At 45.9% G+C, this 24801-nt stretch carries 21 protein-coding genes; 3 read left to right on the forward strand and 18 right to left on the reverse strand.

The features are described from left to right. Positions 1–56: 56 nt before the first annotated feature. From DESGI_RS13390 to DESGI_RS13410, 5 genes are all read right to left on the reverse strand, one after another. A complete protein-coding gene (locus DESGI_RS13390) occupies positions 57–1070 on the reverse strand; it encodes a beta-ketoacyl-ACP synthase III (protein WP_006523615.1) in 1014 nt (337 codons plus the stop codon). Continuing rightward, positions 1060–2079, reverse strand: a complete 1020-nt coding sequence (plsX, locus tag DESGI_RS13395) for a phosphate acyltransferase PlsX (RefSeq protein WP_006523614.1) — start codon at positions 2077–2079, stop codon at positions 1060–1062. Before plsX ends, DESGI_RS13390 begins: the two co-directional genes overlap by 11 nt. Then, a complete protein-coding gene (gene fapR / locus DESGI_RS13400) occupies positions 2063–2683 on the reverse strand; it encodes a transcription factor FapR (RefSeq protein WP_337833184.1) in 621 nt (206 codons plus the stop codon). The genes plsX and fapR overlap by 17 nt, the downstream gene beginning before the upstream one ends. Before the next feature lie 109 nt (positions 2684–2792). Beyond that, on the reverse strand, positions 2793–2969 hold the full coding sequence (gene rpmF / locus DESGI_RS13405) for a 50S ribosomal protein L32 (protein ID WP_006523612.1): 177 nt from the start codon (positions 2967–2969) through the stop codon (positions 2793–2795). A gap of 25 nt (positions 2970–2994) precedes the next feature. Further along, positions 2995–3507 carry a YceD family protein gene (locus DESGI_RS13410; RefSeq protein ID WP_006523611.1) on the reverse strand — a complete coding sequence of 171 codons (513 nt, stop codon included), beginning with the start codon at positions 3505–3507 and terminating at the stop codon, positions 2995–2997. A 234-nt stretch (positions 3508–3741) separates the two neighbouring features. On the opposite strand from DESGI_RS13410, the gene ylbJ reads away from it, so the two are divergent. Further along, positions 3742–4983 (forward strand): sporulation integral membrane protein YlbJ, encoded by a 1242-nt coding sequence (ylbJ, locus tag DESGI_RS13415; protein WP_006523610.1) that lies wholly within the window; start codon positions 3742–3744, stop codon positions 4981–4983. 100 nt (positions 4984–5083) lie between these two features. Here the strand turns inward: ylbJ and DESGI_RS13420 are convergent, their stop codons facing one another. The 8 genes from DESGI_RS13420 to rsmD form a co-directional block, all read right to left on the reverse strand. Beyond that, positions 5084–5620: a DUF1097 domain-containing protein gene (locus tag DESGI_RS13420; protein ID WP_006523609.1), complete on the reverse strand. Its 537-nt coding sequence runs from the start codon at positions 5618–5620 to the stop codon at positions 5084–5086. Between the two features lie 143 nt (positions 5621–5763). Further along, on the reverse strand, positions 5764–7863 hold the full coding sequence (locus DESGI_RS13425; protein ID WP_006523608.1) for a hydantoinase/oxoprolinase family protein: 2100 nt from the start codon (positions 7861–7863) through the stop codon (positions 5764–5766). Beyond that, positions 7864–9666 carry a hydantoinase B/oxoprolinase family protein gene (locus DESGI_RS13430; protein ID WP_006523607.1) on the reverse strand — a complete coding sequence of 601 codons (1803 nt, stop codon included), beginning with the start codon at positions 9664–9666 and terminating at the stop codon, positions 7864–7866. Between the two features lie 536 nt (positions 9667–10202). Continuing rightward, a complete protein-coding gene (locus DESGI_RS13435) occupies positions 10203–14366 on the reverse strand; it encodes an oxoprolinase family protein (RefSeq protein ID WP_006523606.1) in 4164 nt (1387 codons plus the stop codon). 33 nt (positions 14367–14399) lie between these two features. After that, entirely contained in the window at positions 14400–15800 is a 1401-nt protein-coding gene (locus tag DESGI_RS23125; protein WP_162141531.1) for a sigma-54 interaction domain-containing protein, read from the reverse strand. Positions 15801–16095: 295 nt separating this feature from the next. Then, a complete protein-coding gene (locus tag DESGI_RS13445; RefSeq protein WP_006523604.1) occupies positions 16096–16548 on the reverse strand; it encodes a hypothetical protein in 453 nt (150 codons plus the stop codon). 20 nt (positions 16549–16568) lie between these two features. Then, positions 16569–17045 (reverse strand): pantetheine-phosphate adenylyltransferase, encoded by a 477-nt coding sequence (coaD, locus tag DESGI_RS13450; protein WP_006523603.1) that lies wholly within the window; start codon positions 17043–17045, stop codon positions 16569–16571. Between the two features lie 49 nt (positions 17046–17094). After that, complete coding sequence (gene rsmD / locus DESGI_RS13455; RefSeq protein ID WP_006523602.1) at positions 17095–17670, reverse strand: 16S rRNA (guanine(966)-N(2))-methyltransferase RsmD; 576 nt, start codon at positions 17668–17670, stop codon at positions 17095–17097. Between the two features lie 201 nt (positions 17671–17871). Here rsmD and gpr point away from each other — a divergent pair, with 201 nt between their 5' ends. Beyond that, the gene (gene gpr / locus DESGI_RS13460) at positions 17872–18822 is read left to right on the forward strand and encodes a GPR endopeptidase (RefSeq protein ID WP_006523601.1); all 951 of its coding nucleotides are present in this window, start codon (positions 17872–17874) and stop codon (positions 18820–18822) included. Between the two features lie 126 nt (positions 18823–18948). On the opposite strand, the gene DESGI_RS13465 is transcribed toward gpr, so the two are convergent. Further along, on the reverse strand, positions 18949–19206 hold the full coding sequence (locus tag DESGI_RS13465) for an alpha/beta-type small acid-soluble spore protein (protein WP_006523600.1): 258 nt from the start codon (positions 19204–19206) through the stop codon (positions 18949–18951). Positions 19207–19440: 234 nt separating this feature from the next. After that, positions 19441–21528 (reverse strand): ATP-dependent DNA helicase RecG, encoded by a 2088-nt coding sequence (gene recG, locus DESGI_RS13470; RefSeq protein WP_006523599.1) that lies wholly within the window; start codon positions 21526–21528, stop codon positions 19441–19443. A 120-nt stretch (positions 21529–21648) separates the two neighbouring features. On the opposite strand from recG, the gene rpmB reads away from it, so the two are divergent. Beyond that, the gene (rpmB, locus tag DESGI_RS13475) at positions 21649–21840 is read left to right on the forward strand and encodes a 50S ribosomal protein L28 (RefSeq protein ID WP_006523598.1); all 192 of its coding nucleotides are present in this window, start codon (positions 21649–21651) and stop codon (positions 21838–21840) included. Positions 21841–21969: 129 nt separating this feature from the next. Here rpmB and DESGI_RS13480 read toward each other — a convergent pair whose 3' ends face one another. From DESGI_RS13480 to DESGI_RS13490, 3 genes are all read right to left on the reverse strand, one after another. Beyond that, a complete protein-coding gene (locus tag DESGI_RS13480) occupies positions 21970–23010 on the reverse strand; it encodes a nicotinate phosphoribosyltransferase (RefSeq protein WP_041284895.1) in 1041 nt (346 codons plus the stop codon). Between the two features lie 8 nt (positions 23011–23018). Beyond that, positions 23019–23489, reverse strand: a complete 471-nt coding sequence (ribH, locus tag DESGI_RS13485) for a 6,7-dimethyl-8-ribityllumazine synthase (protein ID WP_041285497.1) — start codon at positions 23487–23489, stop codon at positions 23019–23021. 74 nt (positions 23490–23563) lie between these two features. After that, a complete protein-coding gene (locus DESGI_RS13490) occupies positions 23564–24784 on the reverse strand; it encodes a bifunctional 3,4-dihydroxy-2-butanone-4-phosphate synthase/GTP cyclohydrolase II (protein WP_006523595.1) in 1221 nt (406 codons plus the stop codon). Positions 24785–24801: the final 17 nt, after the last annotated feature.

Below are 24801 nucleotides of genomic sequence, written 5' to 3' on the forward strand. Positions count from 1 at the left end.
ACAGGATATTCTATGCCCAGTAAATCGCATATGCGTGTTCTAATGCCTTTCCCCTCCTACCCCTGCTTTTTATAATCATACCACTTGATCAGCAGGCCGGCCCAGGTAAGCCCGGCACCAAAACCAACCATGATCACATTATCCCCATCTTTTATTTTACCGCTTTTTAATGATTCGTCCAGAGCCAGCGGAACGGACGCCGTGGAAGTATTACCATAACGATCCACGTTAACGGATACCCGGTCCATGGGCAGTTTCATTTTTTTGGCGGCGTGTTCTATAATACGAATATTGGCCTGGTGGGGTACTAAAAAATCCACATCGGCACTAGTCAGCCCAGCCCGGCGCAGCACCTCGGCAGCACCGTCCTCCATGGCCCGCACCGCAAATTTAAATACTTCCCGGCCGTTCATGTGCAAATAGTGCAAATCCTGCGCCAAAGTTTCGGCACTGGCCGGGCTGCGGGAACCCCCTGCAGGCTGGCTAAGCAAATGACCGCCACCACCATCAGAACCCAGCACAGTGGATAATATACCCCGGTCGTCCGGCACCCGCCGCAGCACCACGGCGCCGGCACCGTCACCAAAAAGTACGCAAGTATTGCGATCCGCCCAGTTGATCACCCGCGACATTGATTCGGCACCAACTACCAAAACGGTATCATAAGTACCTGCGGAGACAAACTGCGCTCCCACGACGACAGCATATATAAAACCTGTACAGCCCGCCAGCAAATCAAAAGCCCCGGCCCGGGATGCGCCCAACCTGTCCTGCAGCAGGCAGGCCGTTGCGGGAAAAAGCATATCCGGGGTATTAGTAGCCGTTATGATAAGATCTATTTCCTCCGGGTGTATACCGGCATCATCCAGCGCCCTTTGAGAAGCAGCCAGGGCCTGATCTGAGGTAGCCTCACCCTCGGCCACCACCCGCCTTTCACGAATACCCGTTCGAGAGTAAATCCATTCATCACTTGTATCCAATGTTTGCTGTAAATCCATATTTGTTAATATCCGCTCCGGTGCATAGGTACCTATACCCACAATACCCGCGCGAATTTTTTCAATTGCCATCGGCAAAACCCACCTTGTGCACAGTATTGTTAAGGCTGTCGCTAATAGCGCTTATCAGCCCGTTTTCAACTGATTCCCGGGCCCGATATATGGCGTTTTTAATAGCCAGCGATTTGGAACTGCCATGGCAGACAATTGCTACCCCGTTAATACCCAGCAGTGGTGCACCACCGTACTCGGAATAATTTATTTTTTTGCCCAATGACTTTAAAGCAGGTAGAGTCAATGCGGCACCAGCTTTAGCCAGAATACTCTGCCGCATAGCTTGACCAATCATGCTCATCAATACATCAGCCAATCCCTCACCTGTTTTTAAAACTACATTGCCCACAAATCCATCGCAAACCACCACATCAACGGTGCCCTTAAAGATATCTCGGCCTTCCACATTGCCATAAAAATGCACGGGAGCTTCCTGTAACAAGGGATAAGTTTCCTGAGTCAGCTCATTACCTTTGGTACTTTCCTCGCCCACGTTTAAAAGACCAACCCTTGGGTTCTCAATGCCTAAAATTCTATGGGCATAAAGCGAACCCATAATTGCAAATTGTACCAGATGTCTGGGTTTGCAATCCACATTAGCGCCCACGTCCAGCAATATGGTAACGCCCCGTTCCGTGGGCAATACTCCGGCAACAGCCGGCCGGGCAATACCGGGTATACGCCCCAGGCGCAGTAGTGCAGCGGCCATGGTGGCACCCGTGCTACCAGCGGAAACAAAGGCGCTGGCGTAACCATCCCTAACCAGTTCGGCGGCCATCACCAGCGAGGAGTTTTTTTTTCGCCTCACGGCTACCACCGGTGCCTCATCCATGGTAATTACCTCATCGGCATGCACAATTTCCAAACCGGCACAGGTTTTACCTAACTGATTCAATTCATTTTCTAAATTTTTGCGGTCGCCTACCATAATGATTTGTTGCCCGGTTTCACGACATGCCTCCCAGGCACCCCGCACAATTTCTCGGGGCGCGTAATCGCCACCCATGGCATCAATGGCTATTTTCAAGCCGGTTAACCTCCTCGGAAAGATCAAACACCAAAAACTTTCCTTGAAATACTAATTCATCCTTAACATGGGAATTAACCCTTACCATATATTTATTGCCTTTTTTTCGCGTGATAACCGCCCGGGCTACTACTTTTTCGCCCCGGAAAACCGGCCTTTTAAAACTAACTTTAGACGTGCCGGTGAGCGCCACCTCAGTATCTATAAGAGCCAGGGCCAGTGAATTGGCCTGGGCAAAGAGATATTGGCCATCCAGCACTCTGGTCTTGCGCAGGGTCATTTCCTCACCAACCGTAAGTATAGATAATCCCTGCAGCCCGATTTCCAGATCGACCAGTTCGCCTACCACTTCGTGTTCCTCAATGGCTCTCAGGTTTTGGTATGCCCCCCGGGCCGCTTTTTTGACACGCTCCCTCATCTCGGGGATATCCAACTCTGCCCTGTCCAGCCTTACGGTTTGAATACTTACCCCCAGCAGCTGCGCCAAATCATCGTCGGTCAGGAAAGGGTTGTCATTCAGGTACCTTATTAATAACCCATGCCTTTCAGATTTTATGACACTGTTTTTGCCCATCATCAACACCTTGAAAATAAATCCCGACATATTTAGCACCAGGTACTAAATATGAGTATATCCCAACTGGGAAAAAAAAGCAACTAATAATATATAAAAAAATAAGCCCATATTAGAGCTTATTTTTGTTATTTCTACCTTATTTAGCCGCCACCGCTTCCCTTCCTTTGTAATAACCACAGTCGGGGCAAACCCGGTGCGGTGCTACCAACTCATGGCATTGCGGGCATTTTGTCAGCTCGGGGGCTTCAATTTTCCAATGTGCCCTGCGCTGCCGCTTTCTTTGCTTGGAACTTCTCCTCTTTGGTACACCCATGCTTCATCCACCCCCTTTTATATCATTACTTCAATAATTCTTTTAATTTAGCCAGGCGCGGGTCTACATCTTCCTGAACACAGTTGCACTGTTTTATGTTCAGGTCCACACCACATACAGGGCATAAACCTCGGCACTGTTTTTGGCATATAAACCGCATAGGTAAATTCATTAAGACCGTACCTAAAACCTCCGGAGTGATGTCTATAGAGTCACCCGAATAAGGTATCCACTCTTCATTTTTACCACTGTGTGCAGGCAGGTTTTTTTCATAATAAGTTTCACTAAATAATGGACTTAAATTTAAAACAAAATCTTGTAGGCAGCGATCACATGGCACTGTCAGTGCAACCTGTACTTGCCCTTCTACATTTATGGCGCTATTGCCTACGTTGGTCAGCACAAGATCAAAATTTGCCGGTTCTAAAAACATAAATTCATTATCTTCCACCTGCAATGCAGGTAATTCCCCTGCAAAAACAACTCTCCGGCGCTCACCATTAACTTTTTTAAGTTGTTCAACATCCAAAAAGGGCATAACCACCCCTCCATAGTTCAACAGGTAAAATTATATAAAATATAGCAGCTATTTGTCAAGGAAAAACAATAGCGGCACAAGGAAGCATCACTTTGATATATTTTTCCCCACTGATAAAATAATTTGCCCGGTGGTGAATTCAAATCCGTTCAAACCCGTTATATTTTTCTAATCTCCATAATAGTAAATAATTATTCGATATATCATAAAACGGTAACCATAGGAGTGATCTCCGTGCTAATCCACCATAAAATACCCATTAACAAGGATGACCTGTCCGGCCTTTTATGGACGGCCCTGGCGATTTGCTTTGTACTTGCCATGGTCACCCAACCCAGGATAACTTTTCAGGGTGCCACAATGGGTCTAAAGACATGGTGGGAAATTGTTTTTCCATCATTATTGCCATTTTTTATATTTTCGGAAATTTTAATGAAACTGGGACTGGTGCGATTTATCGGCGTGCTGTTGGAACCTGTGATGCGCCCGCTTTTTAATGTACCGGGGGCCGGGGGTTTTGTGATGGTGATCGGCTTCACTTCCGGATTTCCCATCGGCAGCATGGTCACGGCCCAATTGCGCAGGCAGGGACTGTGTACCAGGCTGGAGGCCGAACGGTTGATGTGCTTTACAAACAACTCATCCCCCTTGTTCATGCTGACCGCCGTGGCAGTGGGCATGTTCGGCAAGCCTGAACTGGGGGTGGTTATTGCCGGGTCGCATTACCTGGCCAATATTATACTGGGTCTGGGGCTGCGTTTTTACGGGCATAGCGAGCAAATTTTAAAGCCCGCAACGAGTACCCGGTCCTGGTCGGTACGCAGCGCTTTTAGAGCCCTGCTGCAGCACCAGCGACAGGAGAAACTGCCCCTGGGCAAACTGTTGGGTGAAGCGGTTACATCCTCGATCACCAAACTTATTAACATCGGCGGGTTCATCATTTTATTTGCCGTCATCATTCGTTTATTAAACGAAGCCGGCATTATCGGCCAAATTGCTGCAGCCATGGGTATTTTATTAGTTCCCCTGGGTTTTGCGCCGGATATTTTAACCGCTCTGGCCAGCGGTTTTTTTGAAATGACCATTGGCACTAAAATAGCCTCCGAAGCGGCAGCAACCGAATTGCAGCAGTTGATAGCCGTGGGCATGATCCTGGGCTGGAGCGGCCTTTCTATACATGCCCAGGTGGCTAGCATGATTGCCCATACCGACCTTCGCATGAGGCTTTTTTTCGCTACCCGCGTAACTCATGCTCTATTGGCAGCCTGTCTTACCTGGCTAATTTATAAGCCTGTAAGCATGGGAAGCCCTTCGGCTTTGCCGGTGGCAGCCCCCCTTTCCGCCTGTTCATACCCGGTACTAATAGTGACGGCTTACTCAATACTCGCCATGGTAGCCACACTGATTCTGTTAATATTACTGGCTGTTATTTTCCGTTTCTTTTTCGTAATATTTTCGCAAGTAAAAAAGATGTGAAGCTCAGTATCACAGGCGGGGATTCGTGATTTATATGGAGTGTATAAAGCATGACCTTCCAAGAACACATTTAGCAGTCAAAGTGATCTAAGGCAGTTGTTTAGCGTTTACTAAATACCTTAAACTTTTTTTCCTCGTTTTCTTGCATGGGAAGCGTTAGCTTAATACTAAAATAGCCAAATACTGGTCCAAGGGCAAAGGCCACAGAGGCATAGATTAATGCCATTAGTATATCTTGTTCGAGAGTGCCAGTTTGGCGATAAAACCCACCATAGTAAGTGGCGAAAACACAAGAGTAGCTGTTGAACGCCGATAAACCACAGCTAGTCAATGGTATTCTCAATACACACATCAATAAAAATACAGTAATGATAACAGCTATCATCATGGCCAGCATAGCGGACATAAGTTGTGCGAAAATACTAATTAGCCAAATACATATAGCTGCCAATACGGCTCCCGGTATTGCAGCGGGATAGACTTGTTTAAACACATTTATATTTGCACCAAGCGCATAATACCAAGCCCAGCCAATAAACAACGCCCATATAGGCAATCCCAATTGCGGGGCGGCAAATAAACATGATATAGACGCCAATATGGGAACTACGATTTCAAGAGGAATTAAAGCTTTCAAATGAGATACCCCCTGTTTGCTTTAAAATTTTTATTTAAAATTCAATTATTAAATATCCTCCAATGTAAACGATAGCCACTCCCACGAGAAAATAGTAAGAGCGGCTACCGCTTAATAGCATATTTTATCGCAATAATATGGTACTAACTTATAAAATAATTATTTAACTTGGTTACTAATAATTCATACCCCGGATATATGATAATGGTGGTAGTGGGTTCTACAATAATGGCCGGTCCCTCTATTTTATTGCCATAGCGAAGCTCCTGACCTAAATAAACATTGGTATCCACCATGCCCCCCAAATCCCTAAAATAGGCCTTTTTGGTGCCCTTTAAAGCATCCCGGGCCGGTCTTTCCCTTTGCTTGGTATTTTCTTTAAGTTCAGCCACAACGGTTCTTTTACCTATTGCTTTGACCCGCCAAAAAATGCATTCCACATAGGCTTCCGGCTCTTTCACCGCAAATACCATCTCATGCTCTTCGTGGAATTTTTCCACCAGTTTATTGATTCCTTCCTGATCCAACTCGCCATATTCATTAAAAACATCACTATCCAGCGCCACCGGGATTTCCCAAACTTGATAGGGGTATCTGCCCTCTACATAAAACTCCAACACCCTTTTTCCTTCGAGTATATTATTTCTATCAAAAAATTCTATGGCTTCCGCATATAACGATTTTATAACCTCATTGACACCCTGGAAGTCGAAATCCCTGGTCTCGGTGTAAAAACTTTTGCTAAATTCCGAAACCACATCTGAAAAAATGCCACCTACAGCACTTAATGCTCCGGCTGTTTTAGGTATAAGGATTTTTTTCATGTTCAATCCTTCCGCCAAGGGAATGGCATGTACCCCACAGGCACCGCCGCCTGCCACAGCAACAAACTCCCGGGGATCTATTCCTTGCTGGATAGTAATCTCCTTAATGGCGGTAATCATATTGGCATTAACTGTACTCCAAACCGTAAAGGCGGCTTCGTTCAAATCAAGCCCCAAAGGCTTGGCAATATATTCGTAAATTGCCTTCTCCGCCAATTCAGGATTTAAGCACATTCTGCCGGCATTAAAATAGTCTGCTTCCATATAGCCGAGAACTACGTTGGCATCGGTTACCGTTGGATAGATACCCCCTTTATCGTAGCAAGCAGGACCCGGAGCTGACCCGGCACTATGGGGGCCCACCCTGATCATACCACCGGGATCGACCCAGGCTATACTCCCTCCACCGGAACCAATACTATTTACATCAATTCTGGAGATTCCCGGCACCTCGTCACCAATTTTAGTTTCCCTGGACACGGAAATAACCCCTTCTATAATACAACTGACATCGAAGCTGGTGCCTCCCATATCAAATACAACAATATTTTCCTCCGCCAGATCGGACTCTACATATGTTTTACCCGTTACCGGGGCCATAGCCGGACCGGAATCAATAGCGTATAGGGGTCGGTAAACCAGCTCATCCGCAGTAACTATACCGCCGCTGGAGTTTAGCATACCCACCTCGCCCTGTAATCCGAGTTTTTTAAACTTCTGATTTATTTCCATGGTATACTTGGAAATAAGGGGACTTAAAGAAGCGTCCATAGCTGCTGATACCCATCTTCTATACTCCCTAATGCAGGGGTTGACCACGGAGCTGCGCACAATATTTACTTCCGGCCATTCTTCTAAAATAATATCCCTGATCCTATCTTCATGGATAGGATTTACCACGGACCAAAGCAGGCAAATAGCTATGGCCTGAACATTCCATTTTTTAAACTGCTCAATGACCTGCCTGACTTCATTTTCATCCAAAGGAATATCTATCTTTCCCTCGGAATTGATTCTTTCCGTAACCGGTAGTATTCGATATCTGGGTATATAGGGCTCGGGGTAATCCAGTTGAAAATCAAAGGGATTTTTGATAGGCCCATCCCTAAATAACAGTACATCCCTGAATCCTTTTGTACAAATCATACCCACCTTGGCAACTTTGCGCTCCAGCACAGCATTAGTAGCAATGGTGGACCCGTGGGTCAGTGAGCCATCGTTAAAGGGGCTGCATGAATGCAGAAATTCTTCCAGTGTCTCGTTATAATACTCTGCAGCCACATTTAGCACATCAATCATTCCGTCGAGATAGTTATCGTGCGTAGTAAGTGATTTAAATACATTAATATCGCCGTTTTCATCCAGTATTGATGCATCGGTAAATGTTCCGCCGATATCTATACAAACATATTTAGCCATTTACTTGCCTACCTCCCTCTTTTTAGCCTTTAAATCTTTTCTCAGCTGATCTGTAGCTTTGTAATCCACAGCGTACAATTCGGGCGTCGTATCCAAAACCACACCATAAACATCCCGGGCCTTTTCCACAGTAATCCAGCCCTCCCTGGCCCGGTGCCTTACCAATTCCGGATCTCGATCCAGCGGGTCCCCGTAACCGCCACCGCTGGAGCTTTCGGAAACAATGGCTTCACCAAACTTAATTTCCGGTTCAGCGAAGGGGGGCAAATCTATTCTTGAACTTTCCCCTTCCGCCAGGTTGTATTTCCAAGCCGCTGCTTTATAACCATTCAGACCGCCACTGGCCCCTTTGGGCAAGTTTTCCGTACCGTCGCAGGAGTACGCACTTATCATGGGATGGCACTTTGGTGCCAGCACAAATTTACAGGCCGGTGCAGCATCCCACTGACCGGCACCCCCGGAGTCCGGTATTATTTCCTCTTCAATCACCTTAACCGGGTATCTTTGTTCCATGATCTCCGTTGAAGTCCAGTACAACGCTCCACCTGTACAAGGAAATTGATAGGTTACCCAGCCATCATGTCCATTTACGCCGGGACCGCCGGTCATGCCGCAAAAAAGCTGGTTTACATAGGGCTCTTCATTACGTCTCCAATCCAAACCTGAAATAACAGCCACTGCCGGGCACATAACGGCCCCACCTTCGGCCATACCCCTTTGCTCAAAGGCCTGGTTTAAAAGCGCCTGTACCCCGGATATTAACCTGTCGGCTACGTTAGTGGTGGCCACGGACGAAGAATAGGGATGCTTGGCCCTGCCAATAGCCCCTTCCTTCATGAGTACCCGGATATGTTTCATAGCCCCTTCATTGTGCGGGATATCAGGTGAAAGCCGGTTTAAAACGCCCGTACGGGCACTGGCCAAAGTGGTGGCTTCACATAGATTGAGCCCGCACACAAGTGGATCATCATTATCCCTTAGATCGATGGTAATATTGCCTTCATCCGGGTCGATGGTACATTTGATATGAATGCCCACACCCTGAGGCAGAAGTCCAGGGATAGGATCGTGTTTGATATCATACTCCCAGGTCCCTTTAGGCAACCGGCGAATTTCTTCCACCATTCTTTTTTCGCCATATTCCTGGTAGGCATCACAGAATACTTTGATCAGATCATTACCGTATTCTTCGCAAAGTTGCATCAACTTACGCTCACCAATTCTAGCTGAACCCACCCCGGCCAGATAATCTCCGTACCACTGGTCGGGAACCCGGATCCTCATCTTGGCGATTTTTATGATATCATGTACATCTTTATAGTCCCTTTGCACCTTAATGCAGGGCCAATCTATAGCACCTTCCTCGTATAAATCCCTGGCTGAACCATGGTAGGTACTGGGAATACTATTGCCGCAATCGGCCTGGTGCCCTTTAGCCGCAGTAAAAAACATGATTTCCCCGTTATTTAAAACAGGCGCAATATAGGTATAATCAGCATGGTGTGTATTGCCGTAATAAGGGGAATTATTTAAAAATAAATCGCCCTGCTGAATACCCTCGGGATGATTAAAGCAAGGTTTTACCGTTAACCCCATATTGGCAACGTGTACGGGAATACACGGGGGCAACGAAATAACTTCTCCGTTTCGATCACAGATAGCGGTTGACAAATCCCTGCAGATACTCATTAATAAAGACCGGGCCGATCTAATCATAGTATTAGTCATTTCTATACCTATGGAATGAAGTCGGCTAGATAATACAGCCATTAAATAAGGTTCTACTATAGGCTTACTACTCACTTTACATCCTCCTTTGGAATGTTCTCAATTAACCTAATATTCAGTAAAATAAGCAACTACTTTATTACTCTAAAACCGGTAAAAACCTTAAAAACTCATTAACCACCTCCCATTTTTAATCGGATTTGCTTTGATTGCTTTGCTGATATATAAGTGCAAAAACTGTACCTTTAATAAATTAGTGTAAGGCTAATCGACTTAGAGCATCCCAATGGTAATAATTCTGCGTAAATTACGTTTTATAAAAAATAAAATCTGACCGGCTTATTGGTCAGATAATTCATAATTGACTTAATTTTTACCCAAGCATCATAAACAAGCCAGCCATTAATATTACAGCGAAAATTGCTTTTTGGACAAAGCTTTCAACACCTGGCACCCGCTAAACAGGACCGGCTATTTGGGTAGCGTACTCTATTGCGCTTAGGTGGCGGCAAATCTATCTTAACAGTTCGATTAACTATACTATTCGCTGTAGTATTAAGTCATTTTTGACTTATTAACCCATACTTGCATCATTGTTTTTATCATTATAATTATAACTTTAGCTTTAAAATACAGTGTTTGCCCAGCCACCGATTGATTGCTTCCGGACTCCAAAATGACATAACCTCATCGTTAAATAAAATACATTGCTTTTGCTTAAATCTATACCTGCATCTTACTTCACAAAAGCTCTTGGATAAATGAGCCAGATCGCCCATTAACAAATCGATTTTCCTTTTGGTTTCATTTTTATACGCATTATCCTCATTCCAAACCCGCCTCCCCAGCCGGGCTGCCAGTTGACATTGGCTAACAATAATATCCGTAACCGCCCCGTCACCGCAAAATATTGTCATTTCTTTCCTGTGCCGGGCTGTGGCATCGTCATCAATACTTAATACCCCACCGACCTTAACAAACACCACCCCGTATTCATCCCGGGCTTGGGTCGTAGAAATTAAGCCGTCCTCTACATCCTCTAAAACCTTTTCCGGCTTACGTTTTACGGGGTCTCCATAACCACCGCCGCCTGAATTGATGATATAAAAGGTATCCCCTTTAAATAGAGTGATTTTGGAAAACTTCGAAGGAGATTTAACATAAAAAGTAGCGGCAAAGCTTTCTTCCTTGTCAAAGTTATATCTTTTTACCAGAAAAGCATTAGCCTGGGCCGGCAGGCCCCCGAAAAGACCATAAGGCTTGAACCGGTGGCGCTCCCCCAGGGCGTTTACTTCCATTTGATCAGATAAAACGGTCAACACCCTTTTGGTACCAAACCCTCCCCGGAACTCCCCCGCCCCGGCCGAACCTTCATTCAGAGCCACTTGCTCATATCTTAGCGGGTAATTGCTCTCAATTATCTCCGCCGATATGTTTCTGCAATTGCCGATGGGGTTAAAGGTAGCATTCCAACCATCCTGGCAATTACTTGCACCCCAGCCACCCTCATTAAAAAAATAAAACACAAAAGGCTGCTGGCGTATATTATCATAGCCACCACCCGTAAAATTATTACATGTACCGTAGGAGGCTGCCCTTACCCGCCGGGGCAAAACCCGAGCGAAAGCACCGATAACCACATCAATGATTCTTATATTAGTATCTGTATTACCGCCAAATGTAGCTGCAGGACGGGTGGGGTTGACTATAGAACCCCGGGGGGCAATTATTTTAACAGGCCTAAAGCAGCCACGGTTAAATGGAATCCTAGGGTTAGTTACTTGCATCAAAGCGTTAAAACAGGACCCTGCCGTCACCCCATAAACTGCATTAACCGGTCCCAGAGCCTGGGGACTGGAACCTGTAAAATCCATCACCAAATCGCTGCCGTTTATTTTAATGGTGACCTTAATGCTGTAAGGCCGATGGCAAACGCCATCATCATCTATAAAATCTTCAAAGCTATACGTACCGTCGGGAATAGCCGCTATTTCTTTACGCAGCCACTGTTCGGAGCGGTTTTTGAGCTGCTGCATGGATTGTTTCACGGCCACCAGACCATATTTATCTATTAACTGTAAAATCCTTCGTTCCGCTGTTAAAACCGAATGCAATTGGGCCCGCATATCTCCCACTTGTACCCACGGCAACCGAACATTTGAAAAAAGAGTTTCGACAAAATCTGTATTTTCAATACCCTCTTTAAACCACCTTACGGGTGGAACACAAATGCCCTCCTGGTAAATATCGGTAGCATCGCCGGGAAAGCCACCGGCCGCTTTACCCCCCACATCCAGGTGGTGAGCCCTGTTGGCCGCCATGGCCACCAGCTCGCCATAATAAAAAATGGGCTTAATGACGGTAAAATCCGTGATATGGGTACCTCCCCTAAAAGGATCATTTAATATCACTACATCACCCGGCTTTAAACTATCCAGACCAAGCTCCATAACAGCCCATTCCGGCGCTAAAGCCATGGCGGCCAGATGAACCGGGCAGTAATTGGCAACCGCTACCAGTTCAGCTGTAGAATCGAAAATACCACAAGCAAAGTCCATACCATCAACAAAAATTGGTGAATATGCCGTTCGGACCATAGCAGTACCCATTTCCCTGCAGATAGATAAAAATTCGCTACCCATAACATCTAAAACAACGGGTTTAATGTATGCGTAACGCTCCAGCTGTTTAATTTTAGCAGTTAATCCATCTGCATGCTCCATTTCTTGTAATTGACTCTTCCCGATCAATATATTGCCATGGACATCAATCCTGAATTTAAAATCGGGTGGCACCACTACTGTTGTCTCAGGCTCCTCAATGATGGCAGGTCCGGCAACCTCGATACCCACACCTAGAAGTTTTCGTTCGTATACCGGTATGGTCATAAAAGCGAAGGAACTGCGAAAATACACTTCCCGATAGCCCTTAATCGCCTTTTTATAGTCAGTATCATTCAAGCCCTTCCACGACGGGGTATCGTCTAATTGGGGGATAATCATTTTAAGCCTTACATTTACCAATTCCACCGGTTCATCGGGCCTGTCGAATCCATAGCGACGTTCATGTTCAAGATGGAATTCCCGTATGGCATCGGCTATGGACTGCCGGGTTATTCCATTGTTAAAGTCCAGCAAAACTGTTATTTCAAAAATTTCACCCGTATATCTTAAATCAATAAAGATATTGATCGAATAGCTTTTAACCTTTTTCCCGGCTATAGTATTCAAAGCCTGATTTTTTAACCGGCCCACCAGGTTATTAAAGACATCCTGATCTATTTTTTCCACAGCAACATAATAAGACTGCACAAAATCATGTACGATATCCGCATAGATACCGCCCATAGCGGAAAAAACACCGGCATGACAGGGAATGATCACTTCTGAAATGCCCAATTCTTCGGCCAACTCCGCAGCATAGAGTGCACCAGCTCCGCCGTATGATACCAGTTTAAAATCACGGGGATCATAACCACATCCTATGGTTGCCTCCCTTACAAGCTGGGCCATGTTGGACAAAGAAATCTGATCAATGTAGCTTGCTGCATCTTCTTCGCTCTTTTGCAGGAACCTCCCCAGCTTTTTACGCATAGCTTTTTGAGCAAGCCCGGCGTGCAAGGGCTTTTCCCCGCCCAAAAAATTTTGGGAACCGATTCTGCCAAGTATAACATTGGCATCTGTGATGGTGGGAACCTCCCCGCCCTGGTTATAACATGCGGGCCCCGGGAAAGCCCCCACGCTTTCCGGCCCCACTCGAATGCCTCCTCCCTGATCAATGGCTGCGATGGACCCTCCCCCGGAACCGATGGACTTTATATCAAACATTAACCCCCGGATGGGAATATCCCACTTGATATCCCTTTCCATAGCATATAGCGGTTGGTAATCGCGTATTAATCCGACATCCGTTGTGGTTCCACCCATATCAAAGGTAATTAAATTTGGAGCTTTAATTTCTTTACCCAAATTTAATGAAGCAACCACACCACCGACGGAACCGGAGGCAAAGTTATCCATTGGTTTCATTAAAACATGGGCAAAGTCATCTATACCGCCATTGGATTTTAACAGTTTAAGGGGCGCCACTACACCAAAGCTTTTCAAACGAATCCGCAAATCATTAATATATGTTGTCATAACCGGTTTTAGAATAGCACTGATGACAGTGGTACTTGTACGCTCATATTCCCTAATTTCAGGTAACACTTCCGAAGATAACGTGGTTAACGCACCGGGATGAACCTGTTGGATGATGGTTTTAAGCCTTTGTTCATGAACAGGATTAAGAAAAGAAAATAACAAGCTCACGGCATATGATATAACTCCCTTGCCTTTAAGGTACTGTACTTGTTTAACCACGCTTTGTTCATCCAGTGGCGTAATTACTTTGCCGCGCCAGTCAATTCTTTCTTTTACCCCTACACAAAGCCTACGCGGAAGCAAGCTTTTAGGTCTATTCCAGGACAGATCAATCATTTTTTCCCGCCAAACCCTGCGTATCTCCAATATATCGCTGAATCCCCGGGTACATATCAAGCCAACCCCCCCGGCACCGCCATTAATTAGCATGTTTAAATCCATCGTTGACCCATGTATTACTTCGGTAATCTGGCACGGCTCAATAGCCAGTTTAATGATACCATTGATCACTCCGGCGGCGGGGTCCCCGGATATTGTTGCGGTTTTAACGCTGGTTATATCACCGGTAGCAGTATTTACAGCTACTAAATCGGTAAAAGTACCCCCCACGTCTATTCCAACCCGATAGCCCAAAATTGCTCCCCCCATTAATGTATTAATTTTTAGCTAGCTGATATCGTAACCATATTTTTTTGCTTTTCTGGCCATGGTGGATTGACTGACACCCAGCACTTTGGCGGCCTTGTAGGTACTCCCATACATATTTAGCGCCTTGATGACCAGCTGCTTTTCCAATCCTTTCACTGCCTCTTTGAGCGGAACCAGATCCTCACCCTCCGCAGCCATTATTTCTGTCTTATGATCTGCAAAAAATGATGCGGGTAAATGTCCCGGCCTTATGACATGATCGTTTGTTGTTAAAATCAACCTTTCTACCAAATTAGCCAATTCCCGCACATTGCCGGGCCAGTCTTGGTTTTTTAATAGATCCAGGGTTTCATCGGAAAAAAGTTTAATTATCTGATATTTAGCGTTAAATGTCCGGAGGAAATGGTTAACCAACTGGGAAATATCCTCTTTTCTTTCCCTTAAAGGTGGGACATTGATGGCTATTACATTTAACCGATAAAATAAATCACTTCTAAATTTGCCTATCTTCACCATTTGCATAATATCCTGATTAGTGGCAGCAATAATCCTAACATCCACCTTAATATTTTTTGTGCCCCCAACACGCATAAACTGGCACTCTTGCAACACCCTTAAAAATTTAACTTGGAAATCCAGCGGCAACTCCGCCACCTCATCTAAGAAAAGAGTGCCACAGTGGGCTAACTCAAAAAGTCCGGGTTTCCCTTCCCTTTTAGCTCCCGTAAAAGCACCACTTTCATAACCAAAAAGCTCCGAACTAATTAGATCTTGCGAAAAAGCACCACAATTAACCCCTATAAATTTCCCTTTATCATAACGCTTACTAGCTCTATGTATGTATCTGGCAATAGCTTCCTTGCCAACCCCCGATTCACCTAAAATGAGCACCGAAGCATCGTATTGGGCTACTTTATAGCATAAATCCAGCAAGGTAAGCATTTTCCCGCTCTTTGCTACAATATTGCAGTCTTCCAAGAGTTGTAGCTGTTTGAGGATTGCGTTTTCTTGGAAATCGTTACATGCATACCCACCCGAAAAGCCAACGGTCCCCAATTCAGTCTTTGCGGAAAATTCAGCCAATAGTGACCATGGACCAAAGATATATAAATTCCCCACCCACTTATTTCTATGATGTATTTTTCTTCTTTTAATGTAGATGGCCAAACCATTGTGCTCACATAATTCCTCAGACAATTGATTACCGACCGAGATGATTTTTAATATTGAATAATCAAAAAATAATTCATATATATTACAGCCCACAACATTACTATTTAGGTTTAAAAAATTATCTGCAAAGGCATTACACACAGTGATAATATTATTACGATCAACAGCTATGATACCTACATCCAAGTTATCTATAATTTCCTGGGACCAAAAAACACTGGAACTAACGACCTGGTTTTTTTCCAATGAACCTTCCGAAAAACCTTCACAAGGAAACTTAATATTATTTACAATCTTTACTTCCTCCCTTCGGCGATTAAAACCCGATTTCCAACATAAAGCAATTACATATGTTGCAATAGCACACATCCGGGCCTGCTACCTGCTGTCCCTTTTAATTAACATATTTTATACTCCAGCCGCAAGGTTGGTATTAATCAAAGTTTTTCAGTGCTGGACACTAAATAAATAATGATGCCGAACCCTTTTTAAAAAAATGGTTCGGCTAACGTTTAGTGTATAATTTTATACAACAAGTTAATTAGTTGTCTTTATTACCTTTTAATTCAGATCTATTTTCTTGTACTTGTCCCAAAATAGCATTTAATTGTTCTTCCAGCCCGGCCAGCACTTCATCAGCATAATCCATGGCTCCGTGCTTAATTTGCCTGGCTACTTCTTCACTGCGCAAACGTATATCATCGCTGATTTCCTGGGCCTTACGGGTAATTTCCGAATCAACAGCCTTTTTTTCCAGTTGCTTTTCGGCATCCTCAATAATGCGCACAGCCTCACGCCTGGAATCAGTAATTACTTTGTCTCTCTCCTGCAGCACCCATTTTGCCTGACGCAGTTCTTCCGGCAATGATGCCCTGATACGATCTAAATAATCAAGTAATCTGTCTTCATCTACTAAAACCCGCTTGGTCATAGGAACTTTGGGGCTGTTTTCTATTAGCTCTTCCATTTCATTGATAACATTAAACAACTCCACAACAGGCACCTCCCCATCCGTTATTTGAATTTGCTCTGCAACCGTTCCTGGATCACCGGCGGCACCAAATCTTTAACACAGCCGCCAAATGATACCACTTCCTTAACAGCACTGGAGCTTATAAAGGAAAATTCGGCCCTGGTCATAAGAAAAACAGTTTCTACTGATGTTTGCAATTTTTTATTTATCAAAGCCATCATAAATTCATTTTCGAAGTCAGATATAGCCCTTAAGCCTCTTATAATAACATGGGCTTCTTTTTCCTTTGCAAAATTAACTGTCAAACCGTTAAACGTATCAACCAATACATTATAAAATGGCTGGGTTACTATTTTGAGCATGTCCAACCGCTCTTCAACAGTAAAAAGCGGTTTTTTACCCGGATTTAAGGATACCGCTACAATTAATCTATCATACATAATCGATGCTCTTTCAATAATGTCCAGGTGTCCATTGGTTACTGGGTCAAAGCTGCCCGGGTAAACTGCTATTCGCAAAAGTTATCCTCCTCCGCATAAGGTTTGTTTAAACCTTCCCTACTTTGAACTAAGCTTTGGTGGGGTGGTTTTCTACAGCAAATTGATAAAAGACTAAAGCTGTGTCACCGTATTTTACCCGACGCCACAACTGGTATTTGCCTGCTTGGTCTGGCATGTCCTCATCCGCCCCAATTTCTAAAACAATAACACCATTTAATCGCAAAATAGGGTATTTATTTAAAATATTCAACACGCCCACCGCCAGTCCCTGCCGGTACGGCGGATCAGCAAAAACAATATCAAAGGTAAGCTGTTTGCGCATGGCTATATCAATGGCTGCCTGTACATCGCCCAGGATAACCTCGGCATCCCCGCCAAGCCCTGTAATGGCCAGGTTATCCTGTAAAATACGCATCACCCTGGAGTCTTTTTCAACAAATAAAACCTTTGCAGCCCCGCGGCTTAGTGCCTCTATGCCAACTCCACCGGTTCCGGCATATAGATCCGCAAAGTAACTGTCAGGCAATCGACTACCAATGATATTGAACAAAGATTCTTTAACCCTGTCCGCCGTAGGCCTAACAGGAAGTTTACCGGGGGATTTGAGTTTCCTTTTTTTGGCCGTTCCGGCAATTACCCGCAATACAATCGTACCTTTCGATCTAATCCTTTTTAATTATATCACAAAATAGCTTTAGCATATAATATTGCCTCCGGCATGCCAAAAAAACTGCATATAATTACTGAAAAGGGTAAATATATTTTCAGTGATTATAAATCAAAAAAGGGTATACAATTGTAATACTAATATAGTACCGGGATAAGGTGGGTGGATGAATAAATAATGGATAGTAAATTTTTAAAATCAATGAATATATCGCTGGATCTGGCCCTTGAGGCTAGAGAGGTTATCCGTGGCGAAACGGGACAGGAAATTCCCGGAGTGCGGGTGGACAAAGAAACTTATGATCACGCCTCGGTAACTACGGTACATATCGAAGATCATAACGCCCAGGTAATTATGGGTAAGCCGGTGGGTAAATATATTACCATTGAAGCACCGGTGATCAGGGAAAATAACCAACAAGCGCACCGGGAGGTAACCCAGGTTCTTGCCGAGCAATTAAAAAAGCTGTTTGACTTACCGATGGAATTAAATATATTAGTGGTTGGGCTTGGTAATTGGAATGCCACGCCGGATGCACTGGGCCCCAGGGTGGTGGATCAGTGTCTCGTGACCAGGCATTTATATAATTACGCACCACATGAACTACAGGGTGGGATGCGTCCGGTAAGTGCCATGGCACCAGGAGTGCTGGGTATTACAGGTATTGAAACCGCCGAAATAGTCCGCGGTGTGGTGGAAAAAACACGTCCCTCGTTAATTATTGCCATTGACTCCCTGGCGGCCCGCAGTGCAGAACGAATCGCCACCACCATTCAACTGGCTGATACTGGCATTAACCCGGGTTCAGGCATCGGAAATAAGCGATCCGGTATTAATCAAGAAACCATGGGGATCAAAGTTTTAGCAATAGGAGTGCCCACCGTTACCCATGCTGCGATAATAGCTCAAGATGCCATCGAGAAATATACTCAAAGTATTGGAGGTCAACCCGGAGATGCCAGCATGGCTATTAAAAAAGTGTTGGAGCCCTTCGGCGGCAATCTTACCGTTACACCCAAGGAAATTGATACTTTAATTGAGGATACCGCCCAGATCATTGCTGGTGGTATTAATATGGCCATGCACCCCGGCATCGGTCCGGACGATTACGCGTATTACTTACACTAACGCTTAGGCACAAAACAAGCGGCGTACCGCTTGTTGGCAAAGCCCTCTGCCAGGTGACCATACCAAAACTGAACTTTGACCAGCCACCTGACAGAGGCTTTATTTAAATCTGTCATACATTAACCATTAGGGAGTAGGGTTCTGGTTAGTAACCTGTGGGGTAGCGGGCTGCTGCCCCTGGGCCAGGCTCTGTTCATAAGCGGCAATCATTTTCTTAACCATATTACCGCCGATAGCCCCGTTTACCCGGGAAGGAAGATCACCCATGTAACCGCCCTGGGGAACCTGCACGCCCAGTTCACCCGCAGTTTCCCATTTAAATTGTTCCATGGCTTGGGAAGCTTGCGGTATTAACTTTCTGTTGGTTCTTTGACCTTGTGCCATTTTTCTGTCACCTCCTTTGCTGTTGATGAGACTAGTATGTGATTTATCAAAATAATTATGAGCGGTACATTTTGCACGGATTGGTTTAGAACAATAGTTATTAAATATTTCAATAATATATTTATCATTAAACGAAGGTTGATCAATTGGCAAAGCTTATTATTTAACAACTACTTTTTAAAATCATATAATCACACCACATTTAAAAACTGCCATCAACCTGATGGCAGTTTTTCAGCCTATATGATAAAAGTTGCTATTCTCTTTGTTATAGCGTTCCAGGGTAAGCCTCAGCAAGTGATACTCCCCTGCCCTTAATTCAGGATCTTTACTGATTAATGCCATCGCCCAGCGGCGGGCCGACCTGAGTAAATCACGGTCTCTTATTATATTCGCTAACCTGAATTCGGGCATACCGGATTGTCTAACACCTGCCATATCGCCCGGCCCCCGAATCTGCAGATCTTTTTCCGCCAGATAAAACCCGTCCTGGCTGGCCTTCATAGCCTTGATACGCTCCGCCGCCTCACGGGAGCGCAGCCGGGCCGATAATATACAGTGGGCCTGGCCGCCACCCCGACCCACTCGTCCTCTCAACTGGTGCAGCTGAGCCAAACCAAACCGGTCGGCATCAACAATTACCATCACACTGGCATTGGGCACATCAACCCCTACTTCAATTACGGTGGTACTGACCAGCACATCCACTTGCCCGGCCCGGAATTGCTGCATCACCAGCTCCTTTTCGGATCTTTTCATACGCCCGTGCAGCAAAGCCACCCGGCACCCGCGCAGTTCACCTTCAACCAACTGTTGGTACAAATCCACCGCAGCCTGCAGATCCAGTTTCTCTGATTCCTCCACCAGCGGACAGACCACATAAGCCTGGCGGCCTTCGGCGACCTGCCGGGCTACAAATATGAACACCCGGGGCAACTCTCCGGGGGCAACATAATAAGTGCGCACGGGTTGTCGGCCAGGGGGGAGGGCGTCAATTACAGAGATATCCAAATCGCCGTAAACCGTCATGGACAAGGTGCGCGGTATGGGGGTGGCGGTCATAATCAATAAATCCGGATATACACCTTTTTCTTGCAGACTAGCCCGCTGCCTTACCCCAAAGCGATGCTGCTCGTCAATTATCACCACCGCCAGCTTTTTAAATTCAACATCCCCTTGCAACAATGCCTGGGTACCCACAATAATGGATATTTTTCCTGTGGCTATTTGCTCCAGCAGTGCCCGTCGCTCCTTTACCGGCATGCCACCGCTTAACAGAGCCACTTGCACACCCAGCGGAGACAGGGAACGGTTCAACGACAGGTAATGCTGTTCAGCCAGCACCTCGGTGGGTGCCATAAGCGCCCCCTGCAAACCGTTCTCCACCGCCCGCAGCAACGTCAATACCGCCACAACTGTTTTACCCGAACCCACATCGCCCTGTAACAACCTGTTCATGGGATATGGGCTATCCATATCAGTCATAATTTCATCCACTACCCGGCTCTGGGCAGCGGTAAGCGAAAAACCCAGGCCGGCGATATATTTATTAATAAGTTCGCTGATCACCCCATAGCTGTGTTTCTTTTTCACCCGCATTATATTACGACGCAGCAAGGCCAATTGCAGCTGGAATAAAAACAGTTCTTCAAAAATAAAACGCCGCCTGGCTTGTTCAGCCAGAGCACGGGTATCCGGAAAATGCACCTGTTTCAGTGCCTCGGGCAGGACCATTAGACCCTCTTTATCCAGCAACCTGCGGGGCAAAAACTCCCGGTAGCTTAGATACCACTGTTCCAAAGCCGCGTGCACAAAAGTGCGCAGCATCCGCTGGCTAACTCCACTGGTAGACGGGTAAACCGGGACAATCCGCCCGGCATGTATTGAGTCGCTATCACCAGTAATTATTTCGTAATCCTGCACCTGTATCTCATGATTACCAAAACTATTGTTTAATTTTCCACTTATGTACAAACGAGTACCGGGTTTTAATAATTTTTTGATATGAAACTGGTTAAACCAAACTGCATAAAAAACTCCCCGGGTACATTCCATCACTGCCTTGGTTATGGTCAGTTTTTTACGAGTTTTATTTTCTTGAGAGCTTATCACCTTACCCAAGACAGTTACTATTTCACCGGAGTGCCTATCAAAAGGAGAAATAAGCTGACTCCGGTCCATATATTCCCTGGGAAAATGATACAGCAAGTCATGCACAGTATACAATTTTAGCCGGGCCAACTGCTCGGCCCGGCGGGGACCAATCATTTTTACGTCCTTTACCTGAGTCTCAAGGGGATTTTTGGCAGCCATGTTACTCATTAAATATATCTCTCCAAATCATGATTTCATCATTATTAGTATCACCGCTCAAGCTTTTCTTGCGCAGCTTGCCGATATCTGATATTATATATGAGTGTTGTAAAGGAGGAGGTGTTGACTATGGCCAGGAAATGCGAAATTTGTGGTAAAGGTGTTGTTGTAGGCATGAAAATCAGCCACTCCCACATCCGCACCAAAAAAACCTGGGCACCCAACCTGCAGAGGGTTAAAGCTATTGTAAATGGCACACCACGTAGAATAATGGTTTGTACCAGGTGCCTCCGCAGCGGTAAGGTACAGCGGGCCATATAATACTACGCATAAAAACCAAGGCTAAGACAACAAAACGGCGCAAGCCGTTTTTTACTTTATTTGTCCACATTAAGAACTTATTAATTTTAAATTGTGCTGTCGGTAATAAGGTACCGACAGCACTAGTGTTTATATAATTCTTTGCAGCCGTGGCGCATCGGTTAGCCCGGGGATGCGGCCCCGCTTGGCCACTGGCTGACCATTAATTTCTTTAATATCCATGGTCATATCAATGGCCGCGGCCCCCGATATATAACTTCCCACTCCAAAGGCATCTGCACCGGCGGTGATCAATATGGTTATGCGCTCGGGGGTAATGCCGCCGGACACAAATATTTTCACTTGTGGATACCCGGCTTGCCTCAGGCGGGCTTTCACTTCCCGCACCAAACCTGGAGTAACACCACCGCGCTCGCTGGCAGTGTCCAGCCTGATACCCTGCAATTTATCTCCCAGGGCCTCCGTTAACCGGAGTGACTCCTCCACTTCATCCTTGAATGTATCCACAAGTATAATTACCGGCGCTTCCGGGGGCATGGTTTGCTGGTAAACCCGGGCCACTTCCACCGTATCCCCCACAATCAACATTACGGCGTGGGGCACCGTGCCCCGGGGCTCTTGCCCGGCCAGCTTGGCCCCCAGTATACAGCTGGCACCGTCAGCACCGCCGATGATGGCTGCTCTTTCCATCACAGGTGCCACCGCCGGGTGCACGTGGCGGGCACCGAAACTAATCATCGGATAGTCACCTGCCGCCTCCCTGCACCTGCGAGCCGCGGTGGCCCAACCGCTGGAGCTGGCCAGCATGCCCAATAGAGCTGTTTCATAAATTCCAAAGTCATCATATGCGCCGGTGATACGCATAATTACTTCCTTTTCTTCAATCTCAGACCCTTCAGGCATAGCCCACACTTCCACCGGCAGTCCGGTTAGCAGGTTTTTAACTTCTTCCACACCAGCCAAAATACCCGGCCGGCCTGCAAAAACCTCAGCAGTCACGGGAGTCCGGTCCAAACCCATGTGTCTTAATAATTCCCTGGTGCGGATAAAATATATATCGGTTGTCAAACCCTGAACGATTTCATCCTGGTTGGCTGAAAACAACCGCTGGTTATAAGATACCTTGTGCGCCAAAACTTCAGCCATATTTTGCAGTGTTTGTCTTTTCATCGCCGCTGTCACACCTCAAGCGCCCTGCTTAAATTGGCCATTTCAATGGCAGTTACCGCAGAGTCCCAACCCTTGTTGCCCGCCTTGGTACCTGCCCGTTCAATAGCCTGCTCAATGGTATCAGTAGTGACAACCCCAAAAATAGTTGGTATACCGGTATCAAGACCTACCTTGGCCACACCCTTGGACACCTCGGCGGCCACATAATCAAAATGCGGGGTGGCACCACGGATCACCGCACCGAGGCAAATCACCGCGTCATATTTGGCCATGTTTACCATACGGCGGGCCACCATGGGTATTTCAAAAGCCCCGGGCACCCAGGCCACTTCCACATCTTGTTCGGCTACCCCATGGCGGTACAAAGCATCCAGAGCGCCGGTAAGCAATTTATTAGTGATGAATTCATTGAAACGTCCTACCACAATACCGAACTTTAGGCCCTGTCCCACCAGGTGTCCTTCATAAAACTTTGGCAACAAAGATCCTCTCCTCACGTAATAAGTTGTTGTATGCATTTTAAACATCTTTTATATTTTAGCAAGCTTTGCAATTAGGAAGATTTCTTATTCACATCTTCAATCGATAACAAATGCCCAAGCTTATGCTTTTTAGTGCTTAGGTAAAATTTATTTTCCCGCCCGGGGCAGATCTCAATGGGCACCCGGCCGACCACCTGCAGGCCGTGTCCTTCCAAGCCCGCTATTTTTCTGGGGTTATTGGTCATCAGTCTAATCTTTTGCAAACCTAAATCAGCCAGTATCTGGGCACCAATACCATAATCCCGCAAATCGGCGGGAAAACCCAATGCCTCGTTGGCTTCCACTGTATCCTTACCCTGATCTTGTAATTTATAAGCTCTGATTTTATTCAGCAGGCCTATTCCCCGGCCCTCCTGCCTCATATACAGCAGCACACCGGCACCCTCCCGCTCAATCATCTCCAATGCCCGGGCCAGCTGGTCACCGCAATCGCAGCGGGAAGATCCAAAAACATCACCGGTCAAGCATTCAGAATGTACTCTGACCAGGGGTGCCTCCGCACCGGTTAAATCTCCTTTAACCAGGGCGATATGCTCTTTTTTATCCAGCAGGCTCTCGTAAGCCACCGCCACGAATTTGCCGTATCTGGTTGGCAAGTTGGCCGAATCCACCCGGCGAATCAGCTTCTCATGCCTACGCCGGTATTCAATTAAATCAGCAATAGTCACCAGTTTTAAACCATGAGTTTGACAGAAATCAATTAACTCAGGGATCCTGGCCATGGTGCCATCATCTTTCATAACCTCACAGATAACCCCCGCCGGATACAAACCGGCCAACCGCATTAAATCCACCGCTGCTTCGGTATGACCGGCCCGCCGCAGCACACCGCCCTCTTTAGCCCGCAGCGGGAAAATATGCCCTGGACGCCTGAGGTCCTCCGGTTTGGTATTGGGATCAATTAACGCACGCACAGTAGCCGCCCGTTCATGGGCGGATATTCCTGTTGTGGTATCCTTATAATCTACTGATACGGTAAAGGCAGTGCCGTGCGCATCGGTATTATGAGTAACCATGGCCGGTAAATCCAACTCATCCAACCTGGCCCCGGACATGGGCACGCATATCAAGCCCCTGCCATAGGTGGCCATAAAATTAATGACCTCCGGGGTAGCCTTTTCGGCTGCCATAATAATATCCCCTTCATTTTCCCGGTCTTCATCATCAACTACCACTAACATTTTACCTTGCCTGATATCCTCAATAGCTTCTTCAATAGTGCTAAATAACATTTTTTTCATCCTTCCGT

This window comes from Desulfoscipio gibsoniae DSM 7213, assembly GCF_000233715.2.
Taxonomy (GTDB): domain Bacteria; phylum Bacillota; class Desulfotomaculia; order Desulfotomaculales; family Desulfallaceae; genus Sporotomaculum; species Sporotomaculum gibsoniae.

Bases quoted from the DNA above. Each gene is read 5' to 3' on its own strand.
- DESGI_RS13390 (WP_006523615.1), bottom strand. From the start codon at position 1,070: ATGGCAATTGAAAAAATTCGCGCGGGTATTGTGGGTATAGGTACCTAT.
- fapR (WP_337833184.1), bottom strand. From the start codon at position 2,683: ATGTCGGGATTTATTTTCAAGGTGTTGATGATGGGCAAAAACAGTGTC.
- rpmF (WP_006523612.1), bottom strand. From the start codon at position 2,969: ATGGGTGTACCAAAGAGGAGAAGTTCCAAGCAAAGAAAGCGGCAGCGC.
- DESGI_RS13410 (WP_006523611.1), bottom strand. From the start codon at position 3,507: ATGCCCTTTTTGGATGTTGAACAACTTAAAAAAGTTAATGGTGAGCGC.
- DESGI_RS13425 (WP_006523608.1), bottom strand. From the start codon at position 7,863: ATGGCTAAATATGTTTGTATAGATATCGGCGGAACATTTACCGATGCA.
- gpr (WP_006523601.1), top strand. From the start codon at position 17,872: ATGGATAGTAAATTTTTAAAATCAATGAATATATCGCTGGATCTGGCC.
- DESGI_RS13465 (WP_006523600.1), bottom strand. From the start codon at position 19,206: ATGGCACAAGGTCAAAGAACCAACAGAAAGTTAATACCGCAAGCTTCC.
- recG (WP_006523599.1), bottom strand. From the start codon at position 21,528: ATGAGTAACATGGCTGCCAAAAATCCCCTTGAGACTCAGGTAAAGGAC.
- rpmB (WP_006523598.1), top strand. From the start codon at position 21,649: ATGGCCAGGAAATGCGAAATTTGTGGTAAAGGTGTTGTTGTAGGCATG.
- DESGI_RS13480 (WP_041284895.1), bottom strand. From the start codon at position 23,010: ATGAAAAGACAAACACTGCAAAATATGGCTGAAGTTTTGGCGCACAAG.
- DESGI_RS13490 (WP_006523595.1), bottom strand. From the start codon at position 24,784: ATGTTATTTAGCACTATTGAAGAAGCTATTGAGGATATCAGGCAAGGT.